Genomic DNA, 21,614 nt, shown 5'->3' on the forward strand with positions numbered 1-21,614 from the left:
GATTATGTACAATTTTGCCGTGGCTAATGGGCATGAGGAAACAAGTTCGCGGACCCGCCCCGAAGGCGTGTCCGCTTCTGAGCAAACGCAATCACCCAATCAACCTGACTCCCAGCCCAGCAAAGACCCCGTTGAAAAACCCGAGGCGGACTTGGAGCCTAAATCTCACCGCCGGGCAAGTGCGAACCGAGTCACCGACCCCCTCGTGGGAATGACGATAGACAGCAGGTACCGCATCGAACGCCGGCTAGCACGCGGTGGGATGGCAACCGTCTACGTTGCGCATGACGAAAGACTCGGCCGGCCCGTAGCGGTTAAAGTCATGCACCCACACCTGGCAGAATCAGCCGACTACGTGCAGCGGTTTCGCCGCGAAGCCCGGTCCGCCGCACGCATCATCCACCCGTGCGTAGTATCCGTTTTTGACCAGGGGGAAGTTGCGGGGAGCGGCTACCTGGTTATGGAACTCGTGGACGGGATTAACCTGCGGCAAGTACTGAACGCTCAAGGCGCCATTTCTGTTGGCAGGTGCCTCGACATCACGGAAAATGTGCTTCAAGCCCTCTCGCTCGCTCACCGAGTGGGTATGGCCCACCGCGACATCAAACCAGAGAACGTGCTCCTTCCCCCTGAAGGTCCCGCGAAAGTAGCGGACTTCGGGTTAGCGCGCGCTGCCTCAGACGTTTCTGCTGCAACTACCGGAACGGTGCTCGGAACCGTTGCGTACATCGCTCCAGAAGTGGTTAATGAAGTTGAGGTCGGTCCCAGAGCTGACCTGTACTCGCTGGGCATCATGATGTTCGAAATGCTCACCGGCCACACCCCGTTTGAAACACTCAAACCAATCCAAATCGCGCTCGCGCACGTGAACCAAGATATTCCCGCGCCGTCAACGCTCGAGTCGTGGATCCCCTCTGAAATAGATGACTTCGTGTGCGCGCTCGCTGCCCGGCACACGGAAGACCGGCCGATCGACGCGTCCGCAGCGCTCACGGCACTGCAGCATATTCGCGAGCAGCTGCCCAACGAAATCCTTCAGCGGCGGGCGCAGCGCGCAGGCGGACCCGCAACCAGCCAGGACACGAACCGGATAGCGTGGCAATCCCCCACGATGGCGTTGCCCGCAACCAGGAAATCCAATAGTAAGCCGATCCGCATTGCGAAGCCGCAGCCAACGAAGAAACGCAGAAAACTACCGCTCGTTATCGCCACGATTCTCGTGCTCCTCATAGCCGCCACCGCTGCCCTGTCGTGGTGGTGGTTCGAATACGGCCCCGGCTCGTACATTACGATCCCGAAAATAGCGGGCCTCACCGCCACTCAAGGGGGTGAGGAACTGAAGAAACTCAACCTCAAGTACGTGCGGGAAGACGAGTTTTCGGACACCGTCAAAAAAGACACGATCATCACGTCCCAACCGAAACCGGGTGGCCGGGTACATAAGCGAGGCGTCGTGCACCTTGTCGTATCCAAGGGTGTGGAAATGGTGCAGGTCCCAAGCCTGGTGGGGATGAAGCAAGAGGAAACTGCTCAGGCGTTACAAAACGCGCGGCTCGCACCGGGGGAAGTGAAAGAAGAGTTCTCCGAATCCGTACCGAAAGGCGTTGTGATTGCCACCAGCCCGCAATCCGGTGAGGTAGTTAAGCACGACAGTGCCGTAGAGCTAGTGGTGTCTAAAGGCCGCAAACCCATCGAAGTCGCGGACGTCACGGGTAAGCCGCAGGCGGATGCGCAGAAGATTCTCACCGACCTGGGGTTGAACGTGACTACGGACAGCGAGTTCTCTGACTCCGTCAAAAAAGGCACCGTGATTTCGCAAGACCCAGCGGGCGGCCAGACGCGGTACCGCGCCGACACGGTGAAACTAGTGGTGTCAAAAGGCCCCGAAGTGGTTCCTGTTCCAGACGTGACTCGCCTTAGTGAAGCGGATGCGAAGGCCAAGTTAGAAGCCGCCGGGTTCAAAGTGGAAGTGGACCGTGTGGCCTCGGTACTCGACCGCGTTATCGCCACCAAGCCTGGTAAAGGCGACAACGCAAAAATTGGGTCCACCGTCACTATCCGCGTTGTGTAAAACCGCGTTTTCGAAGGCCATGTGGATCCGCTTTCCAGAAAGCTGTCTGAAGTCGCTTTTTGCAAAAAGTCGGTGTGAATTCGCGTCTGTAAGAAGTCGGCGCAGGCTCGGTTTAGGCGGTGGTTGCCTCCCGCAGCAAGTCCGCTACCCGGAACGCCATCTCAAGGGACTGCTGGTGGTTCAACCGCGGGTCCACCGCTGTTTCATACCGGGCACGCAACCCCTCATCATCTAAATGAGCTGCCCCACCCAGAACCTCAGTAACATCATCCCCCGTGAGTTCCACATGCAAACCACCCGGGGCGGTACCGGCTTCGCGGTGAGCGGTGAAAAACCCCTCAACTTCATCCATGATCGTTTCGAAACTACGCGTCTTATAACCGGTCGAGGAAGTAATCGTATTCCCGTGCATCGGGTCGCACACCCAGGTTACGGGCCGGCCATCTTGCTTAACGGCTTCCAGCAGGGGCGGTAAGCACTCTCGAATACTTCCCGCTCCCATCCGGGTTATGAACGTGAGCCGTCCCGGTTCCCCCCGTGGATTCAGACGGTCCATCAAGGCAAATAGATCATCGGGTTGCGCCGTGTGGGATATTTTTACTCCGACTGGGTTGCGAACACTCGACAGTAGGTCTACGTGCGCGCCTTTCGGGTCGCGCGTGCGCTCACCGATCCATAAGAAGTGCCCGGATGTGTCGTAGTGGTCACCGCCGCGCGAATCCACCCGGGTCATCGCCGCCTCATATTCCAGTAACAGGGCCTCGTGGGACGCGTAGAAATCCACGACCCGCAGCGCCTCGGAATCCACCCCAGCGGCTTCCATGAACCCAACGGCTTGATTTATTTCGCGTGCGAGCCGCTCGTACCGCTTGTACGTGGGGTTCGACATGAAGCCTTTATTCCACTCGTGTACGCGCCGCAGGTCTGCGTATCCACCTTGCGTGAATGCTCTGATGAGGTTCAATGATGCGGCAGAATGCTGGTATAGGTCCAGCAGCCGGGCCGGGTTCGCCACCCGAGCCTGCGCGGTAAATTCGCGTTCGTTCACGGCGTCCCCACGGTAGGAAGGCAGTGTTACATTCCCCCGCGTTTCCACGTCTGAGGATCTGGGTTTCGCATACTGCCCCGCGATTCTGCCTACTTTCACCACCGGCACGGACGCGCCGTATGTGAGCACCACTGCCATCTGCAGGATGGTTTGGATTTTGAGGCGGATCCGGTCGGCGGTGGAGTGCGCGAATGTTTCTGCACAATCACCTCCCATGAGGATGAACGCGTTGCCCTGCGCTGCTTCCCCCACGAGTGCGCGCAGGTCGTCAACCTCCCCTGCGAATACGAGGGGTGGACGGCTGCGCAGTTGCTGCGCGACCGCTCGCACGTGGGTTTCGTCTGGGTATTGCGGTTGTTGGCTGGCAGGTAGGTTCCGCCACGAATCCCACGGGAACGTTTGGTCAATAATCATCTGCTTGGCTACGTATTTCTGGTCGCCCCTAGTTCCAATATGGCTTGAGGGTGCGGGGTCGCGCGGCGGCTCCCACACCCTCAAGACTTAGAACTATGCGGTCTTATCGCGGCTGATTAATCTCATCCAGAAGCGTCGTGAACCACGTTTGGGTGGTGTCGAATGCTTTGCCACCTGCGATGCGTTTGAACGCGATGGCTTTCAGCTTGTTACCATCTTCTTCGTCATGTCCGATCACGCCGGAGGTGCCTTCGAACGCGCATTCCACCGCGTAGTCAGTCATAGATTTAATGAGCCGCAGGTCTTGCGCGTTAGCTTTCGCCGAGCGAGAGAAGTAACCGGACTTCTGGACCATCACTTTTTCTGCACCGAGCTTGTGCGCGAACTGCTTCGCGAACCAGTTACCCGGGTTAATGGTGTCTAGCTTCACGTGTCCGAATGGGTCGCGCTGCACTTCTTCTCCCGCAGCTTCCATTTGCGCGACGATGTCGTCAACGCCCGCACCTTCGGAGAGGAAAATGTTGACGTTCCCGATTTCATCCATGACCTTCTTGAGGCGTTCAGATTCCGCGTCGATGTCCACGTGTGCTTCGGGTACGTACACGGCGTGCACATCCCACCGTTCTTGGCTCAGCCCCAGTTCTGGTGCCCATGGTTGCTGCTTAACCCACTCGTGGTAGTTCGCCGCAGCAGCTGCCGTCAGGTACCCGCAGTTACGCCCCATGACCTCGTGGATAATCAGCATCCGCGGGTTGGAGCGGTGCTCACCAATGATGTTCTGCGCGTACTTCGAAGCTTGTTCGGCTGCCGTCCAGGCGCCCAGTGACTGGCGGATCGGCACCACGTCGTTGTCGATTGTCTTAGGTAGTCCCACTACCGTTAGGTGGTAGCCGTTGTCCTCCAGGTAGTGCGCGAGGTCCGCGGCGGTTGTGTTCGTGTCATCGCCCCCGATGGTGTGCAGGACGTCGACGTGATCTGCCCGCAAACGTTCCGCCGCAACCTTCAGTGGGTCTTCGCCTTCGTTAACGAGTCCGCGTTCCACCAGGTCTTTCGCGTTCGTTAGCTTCACGCGGGAGTTACCGATTGGGGACCCACCGTATTCATGCAGCAAACCGGCTTTCGCCCGGGCCTCATCCGTGATCGTCACGTAGTTACCGGTGAGCAGCCCGTGGTAGCCGTACTGGTATGCGATGATCTCCACGCTGGGGTCCAGCTCCGTGTAACGTTCAATCAACCCACCTACGGCTGATGAGAGACAGGGGGCGAAACCACCTGCGGTCAATAGAGCTACGCGCTTGACGGTCATCAAAACACCTTTCGTTGAATAAACTAGGTTCTATTTTAGTTACAGTTTTCAGTTCCGCTTCTATCTTAGTCGGTTCCCCCACCGACCCCCTATTCCCAGCTTGGGGTATTGCCTGCTTGGGGGATATCGCGCTTGAAGCATTCCCCACTTGAGGGATATCGCGCTTGAAGCATTCCCCGCTTAAGGTATCTCGCGCTTGAGGCGCCCGCAGGTTCGCAGGATTCGGTTAGCTGTCCTGTGCTGTTGAATCGTCGTCTTGAGCTTGGCCGCCGGATCCGTCGGCTTCGAGCTTGCCTTTTAGGTCCACTTCTTCACCCGGTTGCGGAGTGGGAACCTCCGTGTGTGGTTTCTCGCGGCCACCCGGCGCCTTCGCACTATTGGGAATGGGTCCAGCAAATTTACCTTGCGCCGCCAACTCCGCTTTAACGTCGGCGGCGTAGCGATCTACGTACTCTTGGCCAGAGAGCATCATCAGGTTGTACATGATCTCGTCGGTAACAGCCCGCAGCGTGTACCGGTCTTCTTTCAGACCCGCGTAGCGCGAGAAGTCCAGGGGCTCGCCAATGACTATACCAACCTGGTGCAAAGTGGGGATACGTTTTCCGATCGGCTGGGCAATGTTTGTCCCAATCATTGCCACGGGGATAACGGGTGCGCCCGACTCCAGGGTTAGGCGGGCTACACCAACTTTACCGCGGTATAGGCGCCCATCGGGGCTGCGGGTGCCTTCGGGATAAATCCCAAATAAACCTCCTTCATTTAGCCGCTTCAACCCGGTTTGCACCGCTGCTTCCGCTGCTTTCGCTGAAGAACGATCAACTGGGATTGTCCCCACAGCCCGCATGAACCGCGCTGTCATCCGACCTTTGAAACCCGTTCCGGTGAAGTAGTCGGCTTTGCCCATGAACACTACCTCACGGTCAATCATCAGCGGTAGGAACACGGAATCGAAAACCGCCAGGTGGTTAGAAGCCAAAATCGCAGGTCCGGTTTCGGGAATGTTCTCTTTGCCCCGGATCCAAGGTCGGTACACCGCCTTCATAAAGGGACCGGCACCTCTCTTTAGAACCTGATAAAGCATGAGTAACCTCCGACGTTTGAACTATGTGCGTGACTGATGACGGAACGTATCTGTAATGGATGACGTTTTGGGCTGGCATCAACCGTGCCAGCCCAACTCGCGCCTAATGTTTAGTTGTTAATAGTTTAGCGACCGCGTCCTCCAAAGCGATGGGGTCCAAAGGTTCACAGACCACGGCGCTGGACCCAGCGCTGCGGGCCAACCATTCGTCTTGCTGACGAGCAGTGAGGATAAGAATCGGAGGGACTTCGTCGAACGAGTTACGCAGCTCGTGGGCAAACGCCATCCCCCCAGTTTTCTGCGTCTCCCCATCCGCTATGACGAGGTCGAACTGGCCTTCCGCGAACTTTTGCTTACCACCAGCAGCCGTCGCCGCTTCAGTCCACTCCACCCGCGGCAGCCCAGCTGCGGGGCGGATACCGATTGCTTTAATAACTTCGGCTCGACGCTCGGAGTTGTCAGAGTAAAGCAGGATACTGGTACGTTCTTGTGCTTCAGACATTAAGTCCCCTTTTTGAAACCATCTTCAAATGTGTGACACGGATACTGTTAACTATTCTAAGCATACGTGCTCGGCCGCGCCCGCGTTGTAGTGAACGCTTACCGGTGTTTACTTAGCCGCCTGTGCACTAGTTATGTCCACAACCACAGCTTGAGCGGATTGCCCTTCAACCTTCGGTAGGAGGCATAACACGCGCGAACCCACGGTTTGGCCCGCGAATCCAATCAACTTACCGACGGTTTGGGGCGACGCGCTTCCTTCATCCCGGTCCCAATCGGACACCGATTGCTTCCCATCCCAGCTGCGGGCTGTACCGAAGTAGCTCACGAAATCGTTCTCAGTAACGACACGTCCTTTACCTTTAATTAAGGTAATCGCCTCTACCTTCGCGGGCTCCTTTGCTTTACTGTCAATCTGAATAGTCGGTTTTTCCCCGGCTTTCCCCTCAACTTTAATCCCGTCTGGTAGTTTCGGTTTCGCATCTTCGCCTTGTTTTAGTGCAGACTTGTCGTGCGTATCGAGTTTACCGACGATGTCAACGACGAATACGAGGGTTGAGTTAGCGGGGATCCTCCCCTGTTCTTGCGGTCCGTATCCCCATTTTGCGGGAATTACTAGTTCAACCCGGTCCCCCACTTTTTGGCCTTCCAAACCGTAGGTCCAGCCGGGGATTACTTGTTTGAGAGAAAACGCGATTGGTTTCGCAGCTCCATTTTCCGGTTTTGCACCACCATTTTCTGCTTTGTCTCCCTCGTTTTCTGAGCGTTCGAAAGAGGAGTCGAAAACGGTTCCATCCCATAGGGCGCCGTGGTAATGCGCGATAACGGTGTCCGTGGTTTTAACCGCGTCCCCGTCACCTTTTTTGAGTGTTTTCACAACCACCGCGTCTTTTGGCTCGTCGGCTTTGACTGGGGTGATTTTTGCGCTTTTTGCGTATTCCCCGCTGACTTCTGGAAGTTTTCCTGAGTACTTGCGGTCTACCGGTACCGAATCTTGCGTGTCATCGCTGGGTGCGGATGCGGTTGGTGAAGCTGTTTGTTGTGCTTCGTCCTGTTTAGGTGTTGAGGTACAGGCACTGACCATGGGGATTGCTATTAGGGGCACGAGGAGTGCTCGGAAAATCGTGTTTCTCATGTGTTCAATTCTATAGGTCTACGTTTTGCGCTCACTGAGCAGCACCCAGTTGGTTCAAAAATGAGCAAACCAAACGGGGTTGGTTTGCTCATTTAGGCTAGGTCTCCAGTTGTCTTGCGCAACTATAAGTCTTATTGCGGCACGGATTGTTTAGTGGAAGGATTCCCCGCATGCGCACGATCCAGTGGCGTTGGGGTTGTCGATGGTGAATCCTTGTTTTTCAATCGTGTCCGAGAAGTCAATCGTGGCCCCGTTTAGGTAGGGCACGGACATGCGGTCTACTACAACTTCGACTCCGCCGAAGTCACGCACGGCGTCGCCGTCTAGCAGGCGTTCGTCAAAGTAGAGGGAGTAGATGAGGCCGGAGCAGCCGCCGGGTGAAACTGAGACGCGTAGTCGCAGGTCGTCGCGGCCTTCTTGTTCCAGCAGACTACGAACTTTTTGCGCAGCCACATCAGTCAAAATAACCTCATGGGTTGGGAGTGCTTCAACAGACATTGATCTGCCTTCCTATCTCGATTACATGAACACTCTATAGCGTTGCGGTGCTTGTGGCTATGTGGCACGGAGCCAAGTGCCCCAGATTACGCGCGTTAGATACGCCACGGGATCGTTGTTAATGATGTATGCACTGTTAACTCCCCATTGTGCTAACTCGTGTGGGGACAGTGAAGACTCGTTTGCGAACGCGATTAAAACACTTCCGTTTTGCGCGGCGGTTTCCCCGAGTGCTTCCAGGGATGAGTCGGCAACGGTTTGTGGGTGGAGAGCACTACCGACCCAAATTACTAAGGTACGCTCGTCGCTATCTTTGAGGTTTTCACGCGCCCACTGTGGGTAGTATGGGGCGAGTGCTCCGCGTAGGAGCAGGGCGATGGCACCCAGGCCCGCGCCCGCACCAGACCCGGGGATGCGCGTTATTGCTTGGTCCGCCGGCCTGCCCACAAGGTTCCCTTCGTCGACTATTCGCTGCAGATTCTTCCAAATCTGGCCCAGACGAGCTTGTTCTTGCGGATTGAACGCGCGGGGGGTCCCATCTGGGTGCTGCGCCATCACTGAGTCCAAGCCGAACAGGGGGCGCGAGGTCGTGTAGAGCACTTCGAGTTGTTCACCCGCTAGTTCCCTGAGCGCTCGTGCCCGTAGTTCACGCAGAAAAGTCTGATCTTGCCACGCTTTAAGCGTGACCTCTTCCGCAGGTACTTGCGCGATCGCGATCAGATGGTCTAAACCCGCTTGCGCAGTGGCTTCCTCGTGCCCCGCTACGACGCTTCGTGCTTCTGCAATGGTTTCTCCAAATAGAGACGTCTCTGCCTGGCCACAGGTTTGGGCAGCTGCTTGCGTAACGCTGTCGACACGTAGCTGCGCCACGTGCCGATGCGTCACGATTGTTTCCAAGGTCCGCTGGCTCACCGGGGCGGCTGGCTCGGCGGTTAGGATAACGCGGTTAAACGGCAGGCTCATTGTTTCGCGAACTGCGTTAGCATGAGTGCTTCAGCTAAGATCGCGGCTTTGAGGTCTGCTAGATCTTGCGACTCATTTTCGGAGTGCGCGTTGGTTTTCGGGTCCTCCACCCCGGTGACGAGCACTTGCGCACCCGGGAATTGTTCTTTGAACGTGGAGATGAATGGTATGGATCCGCCTCCGCCGATGTTGACGGATGACACTCCCCACGCTTCGGAGAGTGCTTCGTGCGCAATCCTCGCGCCAGTTCCTTCGAGGTCAGCTTCGTACGCGGGGCCAAGTTCTCCGTCGGTAATGGTCACGCGCGCACCAAACGGGGTGTGTTCCTTAATGTGCTTGACAAGTGCTTCGTGGGCTTCAGCAGCTACGGTTCCCGGTGCGGTGCGCATGGAGATGACGAATGTGCATTCGGGTTGAATAGTGTTGGAGGCATGGGCCACGCTGGTGGAGTCCATTCCAATTACGGAGATGGCCGGTTGCGTCCAGATACGTGAGGCAATATCCCCGCGTCCTATGAGCTCTGTTCCTTCAATCATGGAGGTGTCGCGCCGCACTGCTTGCTCATCCCAGTTAACGTCCGCAGTTTCTTTACTAACGAGCCCTTCAACGGCTACGGATCCGTCCTCGTTGTGGAATGTGCTGATTAGTCGGCTTGCTGCGGTTACCGCGTCCATCACTACTCCGCCGAACATGCCGGAGTGCACAGCGTGTTCCAGCATCTGCAACCGCACTGTCACTTGAATGACGCCACGCAAGCTGGAGGTGAGGGCCGGTTTCCCCGCTTCCCAGTTGTTGGAATCGGCAACGATGATGTAGTCGGCGTCCAGTTGATCGTGGTATTTCTTGAGGAAGTTCTCAAAGCTTGGGGAGCCGATTTCTTCCTCACCTTCAATGAAGACTTTTACGTTCACAGGTAGTTTTTCTGCGAGGAGTTTGAGTGCACCGTAGTGAACAATTATTCCGGCGCCGTCGTCGGAGCTGCCACGCCCGTAGAGTCTACCGTCGCGTTCTTGCGGCTCAAAGGGCGGGGTGTGCCAGCGTGATTCGTCTCCGGTTGGTTGCACGTCGTGGTGCGCGTACAAGAGGACGGTGGGCGCTCCCTCGATAGGTTTTGATTGCGCTACTACCGCGGGGCGGCCTTCGTTGCCTGCTTCGTCTTTCGCAGTGAGGATTTGGGTTTCTAATCCCGCTTGGGTAAAGAGTTCAGCCACGTGCTCGGCGGATTTAACCATGTTGTTTTGGTCGAATGATCCCGATGAGATTGAGGGGATCCGCACGAGTGTTTTTAGTTCTTCTACGAATTGTTCGAAGAGTTGATCGTTTTTTTCTCGTAGTTGCTTACTCATAATCTCTCTTTGCGTTTTGACTGTTTCGATGCGTTTTCTCGGTTTTAGTTTGAGGGGTTAGTTGGGGTACTCTCCGCGTTCAACCATGGGCACGGGTTTGCGCCAGCGCCTAGCCATGACCATTCGGGAGAACGTGTAGAACCACTGTCCGCGTGGCCACCCTTCGGATGGCATTCGTTCTCGCACTTGTTTTTTGATCTTTAGGTTCACCCAGATTGATTCGATTATTGCGGCTAGGAACATGCCGTATGTGCCCACCGAGATTGTGGTGGTGATCAGCTGGGCTGTGTACGCCGATACGTAGCGCACGATGAGTGCCATGGCGAGCATGGTGAGGATGAACAGGATCATCAGTGGGAGGACCCATTCGGATATGGAGTATCGTGCGTCAACCCAGTCGCGGGTGAATCGGCGGACTCGGCCTTTATCGCGTGCTGGTAGGTAGCGTTCTTCACCAGTGTTAAGCGCTTCTTGTTCGCGCCGCCACATGCGGTCTCGGCGTTCCCGTGCGCGGCGTTTCGCTTCTTTCCGATCCGCAGGGATCGCGTCTCTACGGTTCGCGGCTTCTGCTTCTTTACGCGAGCGGGTTGGCCGCCCTTTGCCGCGTTTGCGGGTGCCCTGAACCGGATTTTGCTCTTGTGAAGACTTCTTACGCTTACCAAACACGGCTCCCAGCTTACCTGAATAACCGCTGATTCCGTATCTGCCCTACCGGGGTTGCTCTAATCCCACCACAGCCACCACGCGTTCTTCTGGCTAGTCCCAGGCCTTCCCACCGTTTCGAACCTCACGCGTTGAAACTCATCTGGTGAATCTAACGCGCTTTGAAGTTGCAGTTCGGAGCGAAATCGGCGCCACAAATGAGCGCATCCTTTAGAACCTTTTTGCGGGTTCTCCACGGCCGAACTGGGGTAGGTGCACAATATGCATTCCGCATCGCTTTGATAAATGAGCCCGTCAACAGTTACTCGTTCATCAGTTCTGGCTGGCCCAACCGCGTACCCGGAGACTCGCACCGCTCCTCGGCCTACCGCACATGCTTTCAACATGGCCTCGCAGGTCGGAGCTAGGTTCTGACGTTCCGATAGATTGGCGAGCGGGAGTGTGCTCAGTAAAAGCTGGGCACCACGCGCGTCGAGGTCTCGGTATGTTTGAAAGGAATGAAGCGCTTCGGATGGGGAGTCCGTTCGCATGCGTGCATCCATAAATGGTTGCAAGATACGCCGGATTTGCTTGCGCGTTGTCCAACCGCGCATGCCGTAAACCCCTACTTGTTCTCTTGTACCTGTAGCTGTGAGTGTCAAAGTTCCTCCTGATCTTAATCTGAGTGCTTTTGTCTTGTCTGGTGCCGGCGCAAGTGAGGACTCAGCGGCAATACCTGTTTTAAGAATGCAACCGTGCCGCCGAGTGGTCTATGGTGCCTATCGGCAAGCGTGAGTTAAAACTGGTGTGGACAAGGTTTCTCCACCGCCGTGTAGAGACCTGGTTGCAGAACCAGAGTGGTTTAGCTCGTTAGTTCGTTTGGTTAGAGTCCGCCTGGTTTCTGGGTCCGCGTGGTTTAGGCATCCAGTCAGCGTGGTTTAATTGGGTCCGTGATTGTGGAACTGGATGACTTAACCGATGAGCGTTTGCGCGACTACCGGGGCCTAACCGATGTGGCTCTTAGACGGGTTTTGGAACCTCGGGGCGGATTGTTTATTGCGGAATCTAAAAACGTGATTGAACGCGCCCTCGAGGGTGGTTATGAACCGCGTTCGTTCCTCACGTCCCCGCGGTGGCTCGATGGTATGAGAACTGTTTTTGCAAGATTTCCGGATGCGCCGGTATTTGTCGCAGAGGAATCAGTTTTGGAACAGCTCACTGGTTTCCACGTTCACCGCGGCGTGTTAGCGTCCATGCATCGCCACCCGCTCCCTGCTGTTGAAGCGCTCCTGCAGGATGCGCGACGCGTGGTGGTACTCGAAGATATTGTTGACCACACTAACGTGGGCGCGATTTTCCGCAGCGCCGCTGCGCTTAACGTGGATGCGGTACTCGTTACGCCTTCTTGCGCGGACCCCCTTTACAGGCGTTCCGTGCGAGTTTCGATGGGAACCGTTTTTCAGGTGCCGTGGACGCGGTTAGACGCGTGGCCTGATCCCCATCTGTTCCAATCGCATGGTTTTGAAACGGTTGCTTTGGCGCTTCATGACAAACCAGTTTCTTTACAGGATTTCGCGCATGACCTTGAGGGTAGCCCTGGCCGGCGAATCGCCTGGATTATGGGGTCTGAAGGGTATGGGATAAAGAATCGGACTTTACGCACTGTGGATCATAAGGTAATGATCCCTATGTCTCACGGTGTAGATTCTTTGAATGTAGCTGCCGCTGCGGCGGTTGTGTTTTGGGCAACCCGCCCACAGTGAGGGGATTATTATTGTTCCCTATTAAATAGTTCCCGCTTGAGGAGTGCTGTAACGACCTCGACGGTGTCTTGCCACGACGTCACTTGGCGCGTGGAAAATCCGGCGGCTTTAACCGGGTAGTCGTTTCCCCCTTTGTCGAGGCGGTCACCGATGAAAAGCATTTCTTCGCGGGAGATCCCAGTGCTGTCCACAAGGTGGTTCATGCCGAATGCTTTATCGATTCCCTTTTCGGTGATGTCAACCGAGGTGGACCCCCCTGCGCGTACTTGCAGTTGAGGTAGCCCCTGGGCTAGTACCTCACACAATTTTGCGCGCTTAACACCGTCTGGATCCCAACTGGCCTTGTCTTCCAAGTGGGCTTGCTGACCTAGCGCAGAAAAGGTGATTTGGCTGCCGCGATCTTCAATAATGGGGCCGCGCGGGTGGGGGTGCCAGTATCCGAGTTGACGCGCTGCTTGTTCAATCGCCTGGATAGCTTGCACTCTAGCTTTTTCGGATAAGTCGTGCGCGTAGATAGTGTGCCAATTACCGTTTCGGTATCGTAGGTAGCGCGTTCCGCAAGTGGGCATGAGGTGAAGCTGCCTTAACTGAGTATCGCTGGCATGCAGATGGTTCAGCAGCTGTGTTTCGAACTGTTGAAAACGACCTCCGGAGATAACGCATACGGGAGTTTTATCTAAGAGCCGACGCAGTACTTGAGCGACTGGCTGTGGAAGCGCGGATTTGGAGGGAGCGAGGGTGTCGTCTAGGTCGAAGGCGACGAGTTTAATGGTTGGCATGGATTCTTTCGGGTCGGTTCTTTAGGACATGGCTGACTTTGGTAAACAAGTGTCTGCGTTCAGCCATGGTATGAAAAGTGGTGGGTAAATGCGAGTGCGCGTTCTTGTGTGATCTAGTTAACATGCAGGCGGTATCCTGCTCGTGTAATCATTAGTTGTATGAGTAATAATAATGTTCGTTACAATGTGCCGAACGCTCCGAGCGGGAATGCGTTGGCTGTTATCGCTCACCTGTCAGCCTTAATTGCGATGGTTTTCTCGGTGGGGTGGTTAGGGTTCGTTGGTCCTCTTGTTATTTGGGCGCTTGCGCGGGGTAAAGATCCGTTTGCGCAAAGGGCCGCGGCTGGAGCGTTTAACTTCGCTTTGGGGATTACTATAATGACCCTGATTGGTTGGGCTTTACTATTTACATTCATTTTAATTCCTGTAACTGTCGTTCTGTGGGGCATTGCTTTCATTGCGACGCTGTGGTGTTCAATCCGGGGTGCGGTGTTAGCGAACCGAGGCGAGCTTTATCAGTACCCATTCCAGATCCGGATTCTGAGCTAGTTGCCCGCCGTGCAAGTTAGCGGCATGATCGCTGGCTTAGATTTTGCTTTGGTGACTACGGTGTCGTTTTTGTTTGATTAGTTTTTAGTTTTTAGGAGTTGTTGTGGCTACACCTCATATTGCTGCGGAACCTGGGGATTTCGCTCCGGCGGTTTTGATGCCGGGTGATCCGCTGCGGGCAAAGCGGATTGCGGAGACTGTGTTGGAGGACGCGCGCCAGGTAAATAATGTGCGCGGCATGCTTGCTTATACGGGAACGGTGGATGGTAAGCCTCTTTCCGTTATGGGTTCGGGTATGGGCCAGCCGTCGATCACTATTTATGCGACGGAGTTGTTTTCTCAGTTTGATGTTGAGCGGATCATTCGCGTTGGAACATGTGGTGGGCTTTCGCCGAAGGTGAAGGTTGGTGACGTGGTGATTGGTGTGGGTGCGCATACGGAGTCTTCTATGAACGTTCCGCGCCTGCCGGGTGTGCATTTTAGTGCTGTGGCTTCGTATAACTTGGTAGCTGCTGCGGCGCAGCGTGCTGGTGCGAATGCGCATGTGGGAACTATTATTTCGCGGGACCATTTTTACTTGACGCCTGAGGGGCAGAATGAGCGTTTAGCTCGGTATGGTGTGTTGGGTGTGGAGATGGAAGCGGCTGCGCTTTATGGGGTTGCAGCTGAGTTTGATAATGAAGCGTTGGCTGTGTTGACGGTTTCTGATAATTTGCTGGACTCGTCAGCAGATATGAGCTCCGCGGAGCGTGAGACGTTATTTGAGAAGGCATTGGACGCGGCGTTAGCTGCGGCGTTCTGTTAGAGAACAGTTTTTTGAGGGAGGACATGCCGGTGTGTGTCCTCCCTTGATTTGTTGAAGCATGCTGGTTTTGAACCAGGGTTGAACCATGCTGGTTTTGAACCAGGCTGGTTTTAGGTAGTAATTAGTTTTCTAGTTAATAATCAGGTTTCTATTTACGTTATGAAATCAGTGGGTTTCTCTGCTGGCAGTTAAAGTATTCCCTGAGGGTGCCACTCGTCGTAGTGGTTGTTCGCCCTATTTGGGGGCTGGTTGGTTATTTGGCCTGTTTGGGGGCTGGTTGGTTATTCGTCCCATCCGGGGGTGACTACTAGGGACGAGCGGGGGCGTTTAGCATCAAACATGCTACTAACCTCATGGGTAGTGCGATTAGTGTCGAGCGTGAACACTTGCCCATCAACTTTCACTCGCGCACTCCAAAACGTAGTGGAATGAACCTCAATATTACGCAGCGGCTCCACATACTCATGCACCAGCGACTGATTAGGATACGGAGCACCATCACCACTGAACAACTGCGTCCTCCCATCAGCATAATCCAACCGGTGAGTAGTCACATACCAACTAACCTCCGCCCCATCAACCCGCGAGGTCTTAGACGTATTCGTATAGTAGAAAATAGTTGGTAACCCAGTCCACACCCACCCCCGATCAGGCTGGACATGCAACCGTGGTTGAGGCGGACTATCAGCAGCCACCGCCGCAATCGCCTTTTGAAAAGGAGTCACCACCTTCGGCTCCTCCCCCAGCCCAGCAGGCGCAGCAGAAGACTTAAACGACAAGTCCCTACCCCCACCCCAACCACCACTAGCCCCACCCCCACGATAAGCACTCACCCCACCCGCAGCAGGAGCAGAAGCCTCATAACTAGGCTGAGCAACCGAAGCCTCACCACCCGTATCATAAGAATAAATAACACTATGAGACTGAACATTAATATCTATAAAGCCTGTGGGAGATAACGTTAAGCTCTTTGTATCTTCATGCGTTTCACCAAACTTTCTCCTATGAGTATTCCCTTCACCATCCGGACTTGCTGCGGATATCAGCAGAGCTGCACAAGCTAAGAAGACAAGCGGCTTACCCATTATTTCTCCTCTAGGAACATGAACGTACCGTCTGTAACTATCCAGTTATTGTTCTTCCATGTAAGATTGACCACGACCTCTTGATCCGGATCGGAGACATCTTCTTCAACTGCACCCGGTTTACCGTTGTAGAACTTGTAGGTGCTCCCCTTGACGATAAAACGGAAAGCAATCTCACCTGGGGTGTTCTCTTTGGGAAGATATGCTCCCTTAACGGAGTAATCCGTTGTATCGACATTCACATACCATGAATGGTCCTTGTGAGACTCCTCTACACTCTCTATGAGTTCCAAGCAGTTTTGCGCTGTCTTCTTGTCGCATAGTTTCTCAAGAGGCCTGGTATCCAAAGTGCTGTAGGAATACCCAATCAGCTCCGTAAAATACTGCGCAACCTTAATCGCCCCCTCCTGGGAATGCACATACCCTTCCTGCGGATACTCAGGCTTATCATGCGGATAACGCTCCGACACCGGAGGCGGAGGAACCAATGCCTCCTCAGAAGCCGACACCGACGGGGAAGACGAACCCCCACCAGACGACGACGCTGCAGGAGAAGCCCCAACCGCGCCCTTAGACTCCTCACCCGTACTCGTACCACCACAGGCAGAAACAGTGAGCACACAAGCCAACAACAAAACCAACACTAAAACTAGTCGAGACACACGATTACTAAAGAGGGTCCGCAACATCGAAAATCCTCAAACTCGCCTACACGAACAAGCCGCCAGCTAACAAAAACCAACCGCTAAAAAAAACAATAAACGAACCCCACAAATAAAACCAGAGCCCAAACCCAACTGTGGAAAACCTTCCTACAATCCGGACACGTAAAGCCTCAAAACAAGATAAGTCTTGTTAACGAACAAAGGGTCCAGTAGAACCTCTACAGCATGCTAAGGTGCGCACCTGCCGCATTACGACTCTCACCAAGCAGTTTCCCGATCTAGAGTATTCAGCTCACTTCTTCTGCATTGCCAATCAGGTAAAAACCGGTCCACCATGGCGTAAAAGTTAGTGCCATGGTTGGGCACGTGAAGATGCGCAAGTTCGTGCACCAGCACGTACTCCAATGATCGTCGTGGATAATGCACCAACCTCGTGTTAATAGTTATCCTCTCACCATCCACCCGCGCACTCCCCCACCGAGTTTTCATGTTCCGCAACGAGTACCGCCTTGGGCCTCCACCCATTTTAGGTTCCCACTCATGCCGCAGTTGTGACAGTACCTCAAGCAAAATATTGCTAAACGCATCCGCACACGCACGTTCCCAATCAGACCCACGGTCGTGCGGTGAGTACACGGTAAGAACCCCGCTAGACAGCGAGTAACCCGGAGCTAACGCTCGACCTTGCCCTACGTGCCCGAGGTGTATGTTCGCAGATTGTGCGTGCACCAACCGCACATCCTCACCCCAAATTTTAATTACCTTGCCTGGCACAATAGCGGGACGGTCTTGCACCCCAGAATTGATCCGGTCTCGAATCCACTTTTCTTTTCCTAGCACGAAACTCCGGACCGTATTCAAAGAAGTCCGGGTCGGCGCTGTAACTAGCAGATACCCACTCTTAACCCGCAGATACATATGTTTTTGACGCCTGCGTACAACCAGAACGCGCCGGCCCGCGACAGTCATCTCAGTATTCACACAACACTCCACTCCAAGGCACTACTCTAAGGCACGCAATGCGTCTACTAAACGCAGTGGATAAACCTTATCCACACCCCGGACATTCCCCATTGTTTACACGCGGCATTTTCAAACGTGCCACTGCCGGGAAGAATAAAACTACCACCTGCCCAGGTGCACATGCCCCCAAAATAGAAAGGTGTCCCAATGCCACAAGCACTACTTACTGAACAGTTCCCCTCGCTGCCCTCATGGGCGGCGCACAATGCACAGACACGGGATTACTACTTTAAAGAGTGGGGCCGAGCGCAATTCGTTGAAAGAGTCCTGTTTGAAACCTTGTCCTTACTCATTTTCCAATGTGGAATGCGCTGGTCAACGATCCTCGCTAAACGCCCGCACCTGCGGGAAGTGTTCGTGGGGTTCAACCCAGAGTGGGTGGCTCAACTTGGGCCGGTGGACGTGAACCGAATCTTAGAAGACCCCAAGGTAATCCGAAACCGCAGGAAAATTGAGGCCATCATTGCGAATGCTCGCGCCACCGTTCAACTAAACGCAGACGGATACCAACTAGCAGACCTAGTGTGGGAGCGTTTAGACCACCCGCAGTGGGACAACGAGAAAACACTACGCCGTCTACTGCAGCGAATGCGCGCCGCAGGATACAAACACGTGGGTCCGAAACTGCTGAATTCCGATTTACAAGCCGTTGGAGTAAACACAGCTCAAACACCAGGGCCACTGCAGGCGGAACTAATGTTCCACACCCGCGCTGTCTAAATGATGACGAATCCGATTAGTCACCATGTTAAGAGCCACCAAGTTCCGGCCGCCCTCAGGAATAATCAAGTCCGCATACCGTTTAGAAGGCTCAACGTACAACTCATGCATCGGCTTAACGGTACCTAAATACTGCGACTCTATGGAATCGAGCGTACGTTTACGCTCCACCACATCACGTTTAACTCGACGCAGAATCCGCACGTCCGCATCCGTATCAACAAATAGCTTAATGTCGAACAAATCCCGCAAATCCGAGTACGCGAAAATCAAAATCCCCTCGACAATCAATACCGGACTCGGCTCAATCCGCACCGTTTCATCACTACGGTTATGAATCTTGAAATCATACACCGGACAATCAACCGCAACCCCGGACATAAGCTGATGCAACTGCTCAATCATCAGATCCGTATCAAACGCATCCGGCGAATCATAATTTAATGCCGAACGCTCCTCATACGTAAGCCCAACATGAGCCTTATAGAAATTGTCGTGGTAAATAACCGAAACTTGCTGTTCAAAACTACGGATCAACTCACGCGTAAGCGTCGTTTTCCCGCTCCCCGTTCCCCCAGCAATCCCAATCACCAGCGGTTTCATATCCACTCCCCCAATAACTCAACTCCCATAATTCTACTCAAACAACCACCCAGCCCAGCAATAACCCCGCTGCAAATTCAAAAACTCAGGCGCGTCAGCTGAAAGCGAACTCAAACAATAAGCAATGTAACTCACAACACAAACAGTTAAATGCGATGACAACGAGGCTTACCTATATTCATGCGAGCACCTCACACCTACCTGCAGAACAGGTCTTGACCAGTACGTATTCACGCATCTGATGGTATTTGCTTTCTCTATAGCTATGACCAATAATGGGGTTGCTTGAGGATTTCAAAAGGGCAAGCGACTTACAGATATTAGTTTCTAAAAAGGTAAGAGTTTCCAAAAGGAGATCGTAATGAACCTGATGAACACGAAGATCAAACCATTCACCGCGCAAGCGTTCAAGAATGGGGAATTCGTGGAAGTAAGCGAAGAAGACGTGCTTGGAAAATGGGCAATCTTCTTCTTCTACCCAGCAGACTTCACATTCGTCTGCCCAACGGAACTATCTGACCTCGCTGATTACTACGACGAACTACAAAAACTCGGTGTGGAGGTCTACTCCGTTTCTACCGACACGCACTTCACCCACAAGGCGTGGCATGAATCTTCAGACTCTATCGGTAAAATCAAGTGGCCGATGATTGGTGACCCACGCGGCATAGTCACCAACAACTTCGAGAACATGCGGGAAGAAGAAGGCCTCGCAGACCGCGCCACCTTCCTCATCGACCCAGAAGGCACAATCCAATTCTTCGAAGTTACCTCAGAAGGGATTGGGCGTAACGCAGCAGAACTAGTTCGGAAGGTAAAGGCAGCGCAGTACATTGCGGCTCACCCGGGTGAGGTCTGCCCTGCGAAATGGGAAGAGGGCGAAGAGACACTCGAGCCGTCACTCGATCTCGTAGGTAAGATCTAAGACCTTCCACCCCATTGGAAAACACGTGTTGGCGGCCCCGAAAGGGCCGCCAACACTAACGAAAAGGACTTTTAATGAGTGTTCTAAATCCCCAACTATCCGCCCAACTGGCGCAAGTACTACAAAACCTGCGCAAACCGATCACGCTCGTTGCCTCTTTGGATGAAGGCGATAAGTCAACGCAGATGCGGGAGTTGCTCCAAGAGATTGCTGATAAGAGCGAGCTCGTCTCTATCGCTGAAGAGCCAATGCGTCGCACCCCATCTTTTGTTATTCGCCGTAACGATTCTGACGTAGCCGTAACATTCGCAGGTATCCCCCTGGGACACGAGTTCACATCGCTTGTGCTAGCACTGCTGCACGTCGGTGGGCACCCAATGAAACTAACGGACCAGCAGGTGGAGGCCATCCAGGCGGTTAAAACCCCTCGCGAGTTCACAACGTACATGTCCCTCACCTGCCAGAACTGTCCAGATGTAGTTCAGGCGTTGAACATGATCTCTGTGCTTAACCCGTTGATTTCACACACCACCGTCGAAGGTGGAGCGTTTAAAGACGAAGTTGAACAACGCAACATAATGTCTGTTCCAGCGGTGTTCGAAGGTGACGAAATGGTCCACTCAGGCCGCGCGACCGTGGATGACTTCATCGCCCTGATCGACACTGATGCGCAGTCCCGGGCAACTGAAGAGATGAACAATGCGCAACCATACGACGTTCTCGTCGTCGGCGGTGGTCCGGCAGGTGCGTCCGCCGCAATTTACAGTGCCCGCAAGGGCCTACGCACAGCGGTTCTTGCCGAACGCGAAGGCGGACAGGTGCTCGACACGATGAGCATTGAGAACCTCGTGCCCACAATCGCAACCACTGGACCTCAGCTTGCGGAAGACCTGAAGGGACATGTACGGCACTACGATGTCGACGTTTACGCCCCGCATGAGGCAATTGGGTTAACGCCAGCTGAAGAAAACGGTTTTCATAAGGTAACTACCGCAGCTGGGGGTGCACTGGAAGCGAAGAATCTAGTTGTGGCAACCGGTGCGTCGTGGAGACTTCTTGGGGTTCCCGGAGAGTCTGAGTACCGCAACAAGGGAGTTTCGTTCTGCCCGCACTGCGACGGACCGTTGTTTGAGGGGAAGAACCTGGCTGTGATTGGTGGTGGTAACTCTGGGGTTGAAGCTGCGATTGACCTTGCGGGCGTGGCGAAGCACGTTACGGTAGTTGAGTTCGCAGACCATCTGATGGCCGACGAGGTTTTGCAAAAGAGCGCGCGCGAACGGTCGAATATTGATTTTGTGACGGGCGCTCAAACAACCTCCATTGACGGTGATGGTTCGAAGGTAACCGGACTTACGTATTTAGACCGGGCAACGCAGGAAGAACACCGTTTGGACGTAGATGGTGTGTTCATTCAAATCGGCCTGGTGCCTTCCACGCAGTGGCTTGAAGGAGTTCTGGAGTTGAATGGTCGCGGAGAAATCAAGGTGGACCGCACGGGAGCGACGTCTGTGCCAGGCATTTACGCCGCTGGGGATTGCACGGATACGCCGTATAAGCAGATCCTAACTGCGCTCGGTGCTGGAGCAACAGCCGCGCTGGGAGCGTTTGATTACTCTATCCGCCACACTGCTAACTAGATACGCTTGCCGCGCTGGCCAAGTACCCGTTCGTGGTTTTGTGCGCTGAGCTAGC

The 21,614-nt window shown here is 54.4% G+C and carries 21 protein-coding genes; 7 read left to right on the forward strand and 14 right to left on the reverse strand.

The genetic code is table 11. The features are described 5' to 3' along the window. Nucleotides 1–4: 4 nt before the first annotated feature. Nucleotides 5–2,071 (forward strand): Stk1 family PASTA domain-containing Ser/Thr kinase, encoded by a 2,067-nt coding sequence (gene pknB / locus CJ187_RS03705; protein ID WP_233187270.1) that lies wholly within the window; start codon nucleotides 5–7, stop codon nucleotides 2,069–2,071. A 112-nt stretch (nucleotides 2,072–2,183) separates the two neighbouring features. Here pknB and CJ187_RS03710 read toward each other — a convergent pair whose 3' ends face one another. The 9 genes from CJ187_RS03710 to CJ187_RS03750 all read right to left on the reverse strand — a co-directional run bounded on the left by CJ187_RS03710 (nucleotide 2,184) and on the right by CJ187_RS03750 (nucleotide 11,029). Beyond that, complete coding sequence (locus CJ187_RS03710; protein WP_102215698.1) at nucleotides 2,184–3,533, reverse strand: class II 3-deoxy-7-phosphoheptulonate synthase; 1,350 nt, start codon at nucleotides 3,531–3,533, stop codon at nucleotides 2,184–2,186. 103 nt (nucleotides 3,534–3,636) lie between these two features. Further along, nucleotides 3,637–4,839: a pyrophosphate--fructose-6-phosphate 1-phosphotransferase gene (locus CJ187_RS03715; protein ID WP_102215697.1), complete on the reverse strand. Its 1,203-nt coding sequence runs from the start codon at nucleotides 4,837–4,839 to the stop codon at nucleotides 3,637–3,639. A 226-nt stretch (nucleotides 4,840–5,065) separates the two neighbouring features. Beyond that, nucleotides 5,066–5,920 carry a lysophospholipid acyltransferase family protein gene (locus CJ187_RS03720; RefSeq protein ID WP_102215696.1) on the reverse strand — a complete coding sequence of 285 codons (855 nt, stop codon included), beginning with the start codon at nucleotides 5,918–5,920 and terminating at the stop codon, nucleotides 5,066–5,068. A gap of 103 nt (nucleotides 5,921–6,023) precedes the next feature. Next, nucleotides 6,024–6,422, reverse strand: coding sequence for a response regulator (locus CJ187_RS03725; protein ID WP_102215695.1), 399 nt, complete (start codon nucleotides 6,420–6,422; stop codon nucleotides 6,024–6,026). A gap of 108 nt (nucleotides 6,423–6,530) precedes the next feature. After that, a complete protein-coding gene (locus CJ187_RS03730) occupies nucleotides 6,531–7,556 on the reverse strand; it encodes an FKBP-type peptidyl-prolyl cis-trans isomerase (protein WP_102215694.1) in 1,026 nt (341 codons plus the stop codon). A 150-nt stretch (nucleotides 7,557–7,706) separates the two neighbouring features. Then, nucleotides 7,707–8,054 carry a HesB/IscA family protein gene (locus CJ187_RS03735; RefSeq protein WP_102215693.1) on the reverse strand — a complete coding sequence of 116 codons (348 nt, stop codon included), beginning with the start codon at nucleotides 8,052–8,054 and terminating at the stop codon, nucleotides 7,707–7,709. 57 nt (nucleotides 8,055–8,111) lie between these two features. Further along, the gene (locus CJ187_RS03740; RefSeq protein WP_102215692.1) at nucleotides 8,112–9,017 is read right to left on the reverse strand and encodes a hypothetical protein; all 906 of its coding nucleotides are present in this window, start codon (nucleotides 9,015–9,017) and stop codon (nucleotides 8,112–8,114) included. Continuing rightward, nucleotides 9,014–10,363, reverse strand: a complete 1,350-nt coding sequence (locus tag CJ187_RS03745) for a dipeptidase (protein WP_102215691.1) — start codon at nucleotides 10,361–10,363, stop codon at nucleotides 9,014–9,016. Before CJ187_RS03745 ends, CJ187_RS03740 begins: the two co-directional genes overlap by 4 nt. A gap of 57 nt (nucleotides 10,364–10,420) precedes the next feature. Further along, entirely contained in the window at nucleotides 10,421–11,029 is a 609-nt protein-coding gene (locus CJ187_RS03750) for a DUF3043 domain-containing protein (protein ID WP_233187269.1), read from the reverse strand. Between the two features lie 926 nt (nucleotides 11,030–11,955). On the opposite strand from CJ187_RS03750, the gene CJ187_RS03755 reads away from it, so the two are divergent. Next, nucleotides 11,956–12,768 carry a TrmH family RNA methyltransferase gene (locus tag CJ187_RS03755; RefSeq protein ID WP_102215689.1) on the forward strand — a complete coding sequence of 271 codons (813 nt, stop codon included), beginning with the start codon at nucleotides 11,956–11,958 and terminating at the stop codon, nucleotides 12,766–12,768. A gap of 8 nt (nucleotides 12,769–12,776) precedes the next feature. On the opposite strand, the gene CJ187_RS03760 is transcribed toward CJ187_RS03755, so the two are convergent. Continuing rightward, entirely contained in the window at nucleotides 12,777–13,538 is a 762-nt protein-coding gene (locus CJ187_RS03760) for an HAD-IIB family hydrolase (RefSeq protein ID WP_102216521.1), read from the reverse strand. A 168-nt stretch (nucleotides 13,539–13,706) separates the two neighbouring features. Here CJ187_RS03760 and CJ187_RS03765 point away from each other — a divergent pair, with 168 nt between their 5' ends. After that, on the forward strand, nucleotides 13,707–14,096 hold the full coding sequence (locus CJ187_RS03765) for a DUF4870 domain-containing protein (RefSeq protein ID WP_102215688.1): 390 nt from the start codon (nucleotides 13,707–13,709) through the stop codon (nucleotides 14,094–14,096). Between the two features lie 103 nt (nucleotides 14,097–14,199). Then, nucleotides 14,200–14,901 carry a purine-nucleoside phosphorylase gene (gene deoD / locus CJ187_RS03770; protein WP_102215687.1) on the forward strand — a complete coding sequence of 234 codons (702 nt, stop codon included), beginning with the start codon at nucleotides 14,200–14,202 and terminating at the stop codon, nucleotides 14,899–14,901. 281 nt (nucleotides 14,902–15,182) lie between these two features. Here the strand turns inward: deoD and CJ187_RS03775 are convergent, their stop codons facing one another. The 3 genes from CJ187_RS03775 to CJ187_RS09405 all read right to left on the reverse strand — a co-directional run bounded on the left by CJ187_RS03775 (nucleotide 15,183) and on the right by CJ187_RS09405 (nucleotide 17,620). Then, nucleotides 15,183–15,986: a hypothetical protein gene (locus CJ187_RS03775; RefSeq protein WP_146003034.1), complete on the reverse strand. Its 804-nt coding sequence runs from the start codon at nucleotides 15,984–15,986 to the stop codon at nucleotides 15,183–15,185. Continuing rightward, nucleotides 15,986–16,648: a DUF6318 family protein gene (locus CJ187_RS03780; RefSeq protein WP_146003033.1), complete on the reverse strand. Its 663-nt coding sequence runs from the start codon at nucleotides 16,646–16,648 to the stop codon at nucleotides 15,986–15,988. Before CJ187_RS03780 ends, CJ187_RS03775 begins: the two co-directional genes overlap by 1 nt. Before the next feature lie 261 nt (nucleotides 16,649–16,909). Further along, nucleotides 16,910–17,620, reverse strand: coding sequence for a M48 family metallopeptidase (locus CJ187_RS09405; RefSeq protein WP_102215684.1), 711 nt, complete (start codon nucleotides 17,618–17,620; stop codon nucleotides 16,910–16,912). A 201-nt stretch (nucleotides 17,621–17,821) separates the two neighbouring features. Here CJ187_RS09405 and CJ187_RS03785 point away from each other — a divergent pair, with 201 nt between their 5' ends. Next, nucleotides 17,822–18,394 carry a DNA-3-methyladenine glycosylase I gene (locus CJ187_RS03785; RefSeq protein WP_284667951.1) on the forward strand — a complete coding sequence of 191 codons (573 nt, stop codon included), beginning with the start codon at nucleotides 17,822–17,824 and terminating at the stop codon, nucleotides 18,392–18,394. Here CJ187_RS03785 and udk read toward each other — a convergent pair. Then, on the reverse strand, nucleotides 18,368–18,997 hold the full coding sequence (gene udk / locus CJ187_RS03790; RefSeq protein WP_102215682.1) for a uridine kinase: 630 nt from the start codon (nucleotides 18,995–18,997) through the stop codon (nucleotides 18,368–18,370). The genes CJ187_RS03785 and udk overlap by 27 nt on opposite strands. A 361-nt stretch (nucleotides 18,998–19,358) precedes the next feature. On the opposite strand from udk, the gene ahpC reads away from it, so the two are divergent. Together ahpC and ahpF are read left to right on the forward strand one after the other, a co-directional pair. Beyond that, nucleotides 19,359–19,922: an alkyl hydroperoxide reductase subunit C gene (ahpC, locus tag CJ187_RS03795; protein ID WP_102215681.1), complete on the forward strand. Its 564-nt coding sequence runs from the start codon at nucleotides 19,359–19,361 to the stop codon at nucleotides 19,920–19,922. A 74-nt stretch (nucleotides 19,923–19,996) separates the two neighbouring features. After that, entirely contained in the window at nucleotides 19,997–21,559 is a 1,563-nt protein-coding gene (ahpF, locus tag CJ187_RS03800; protein ID WP_102215680.1) for an alkyl hydroperoxide reductase subunit F, read from the forward strand. Nucleotides 21,560–21,614 lie beyond the last annotated feature (55 nt).

The sequence above is a fragment of the Gleimia hominis genome (assembly GCF_002871945.2).
Classification (GTDB): Bacteria; Actinomycetota; Actinomycetes; order Actinomycetales; family Actinomycetaceae; genus Gleimia; species Gleimia hominis_A.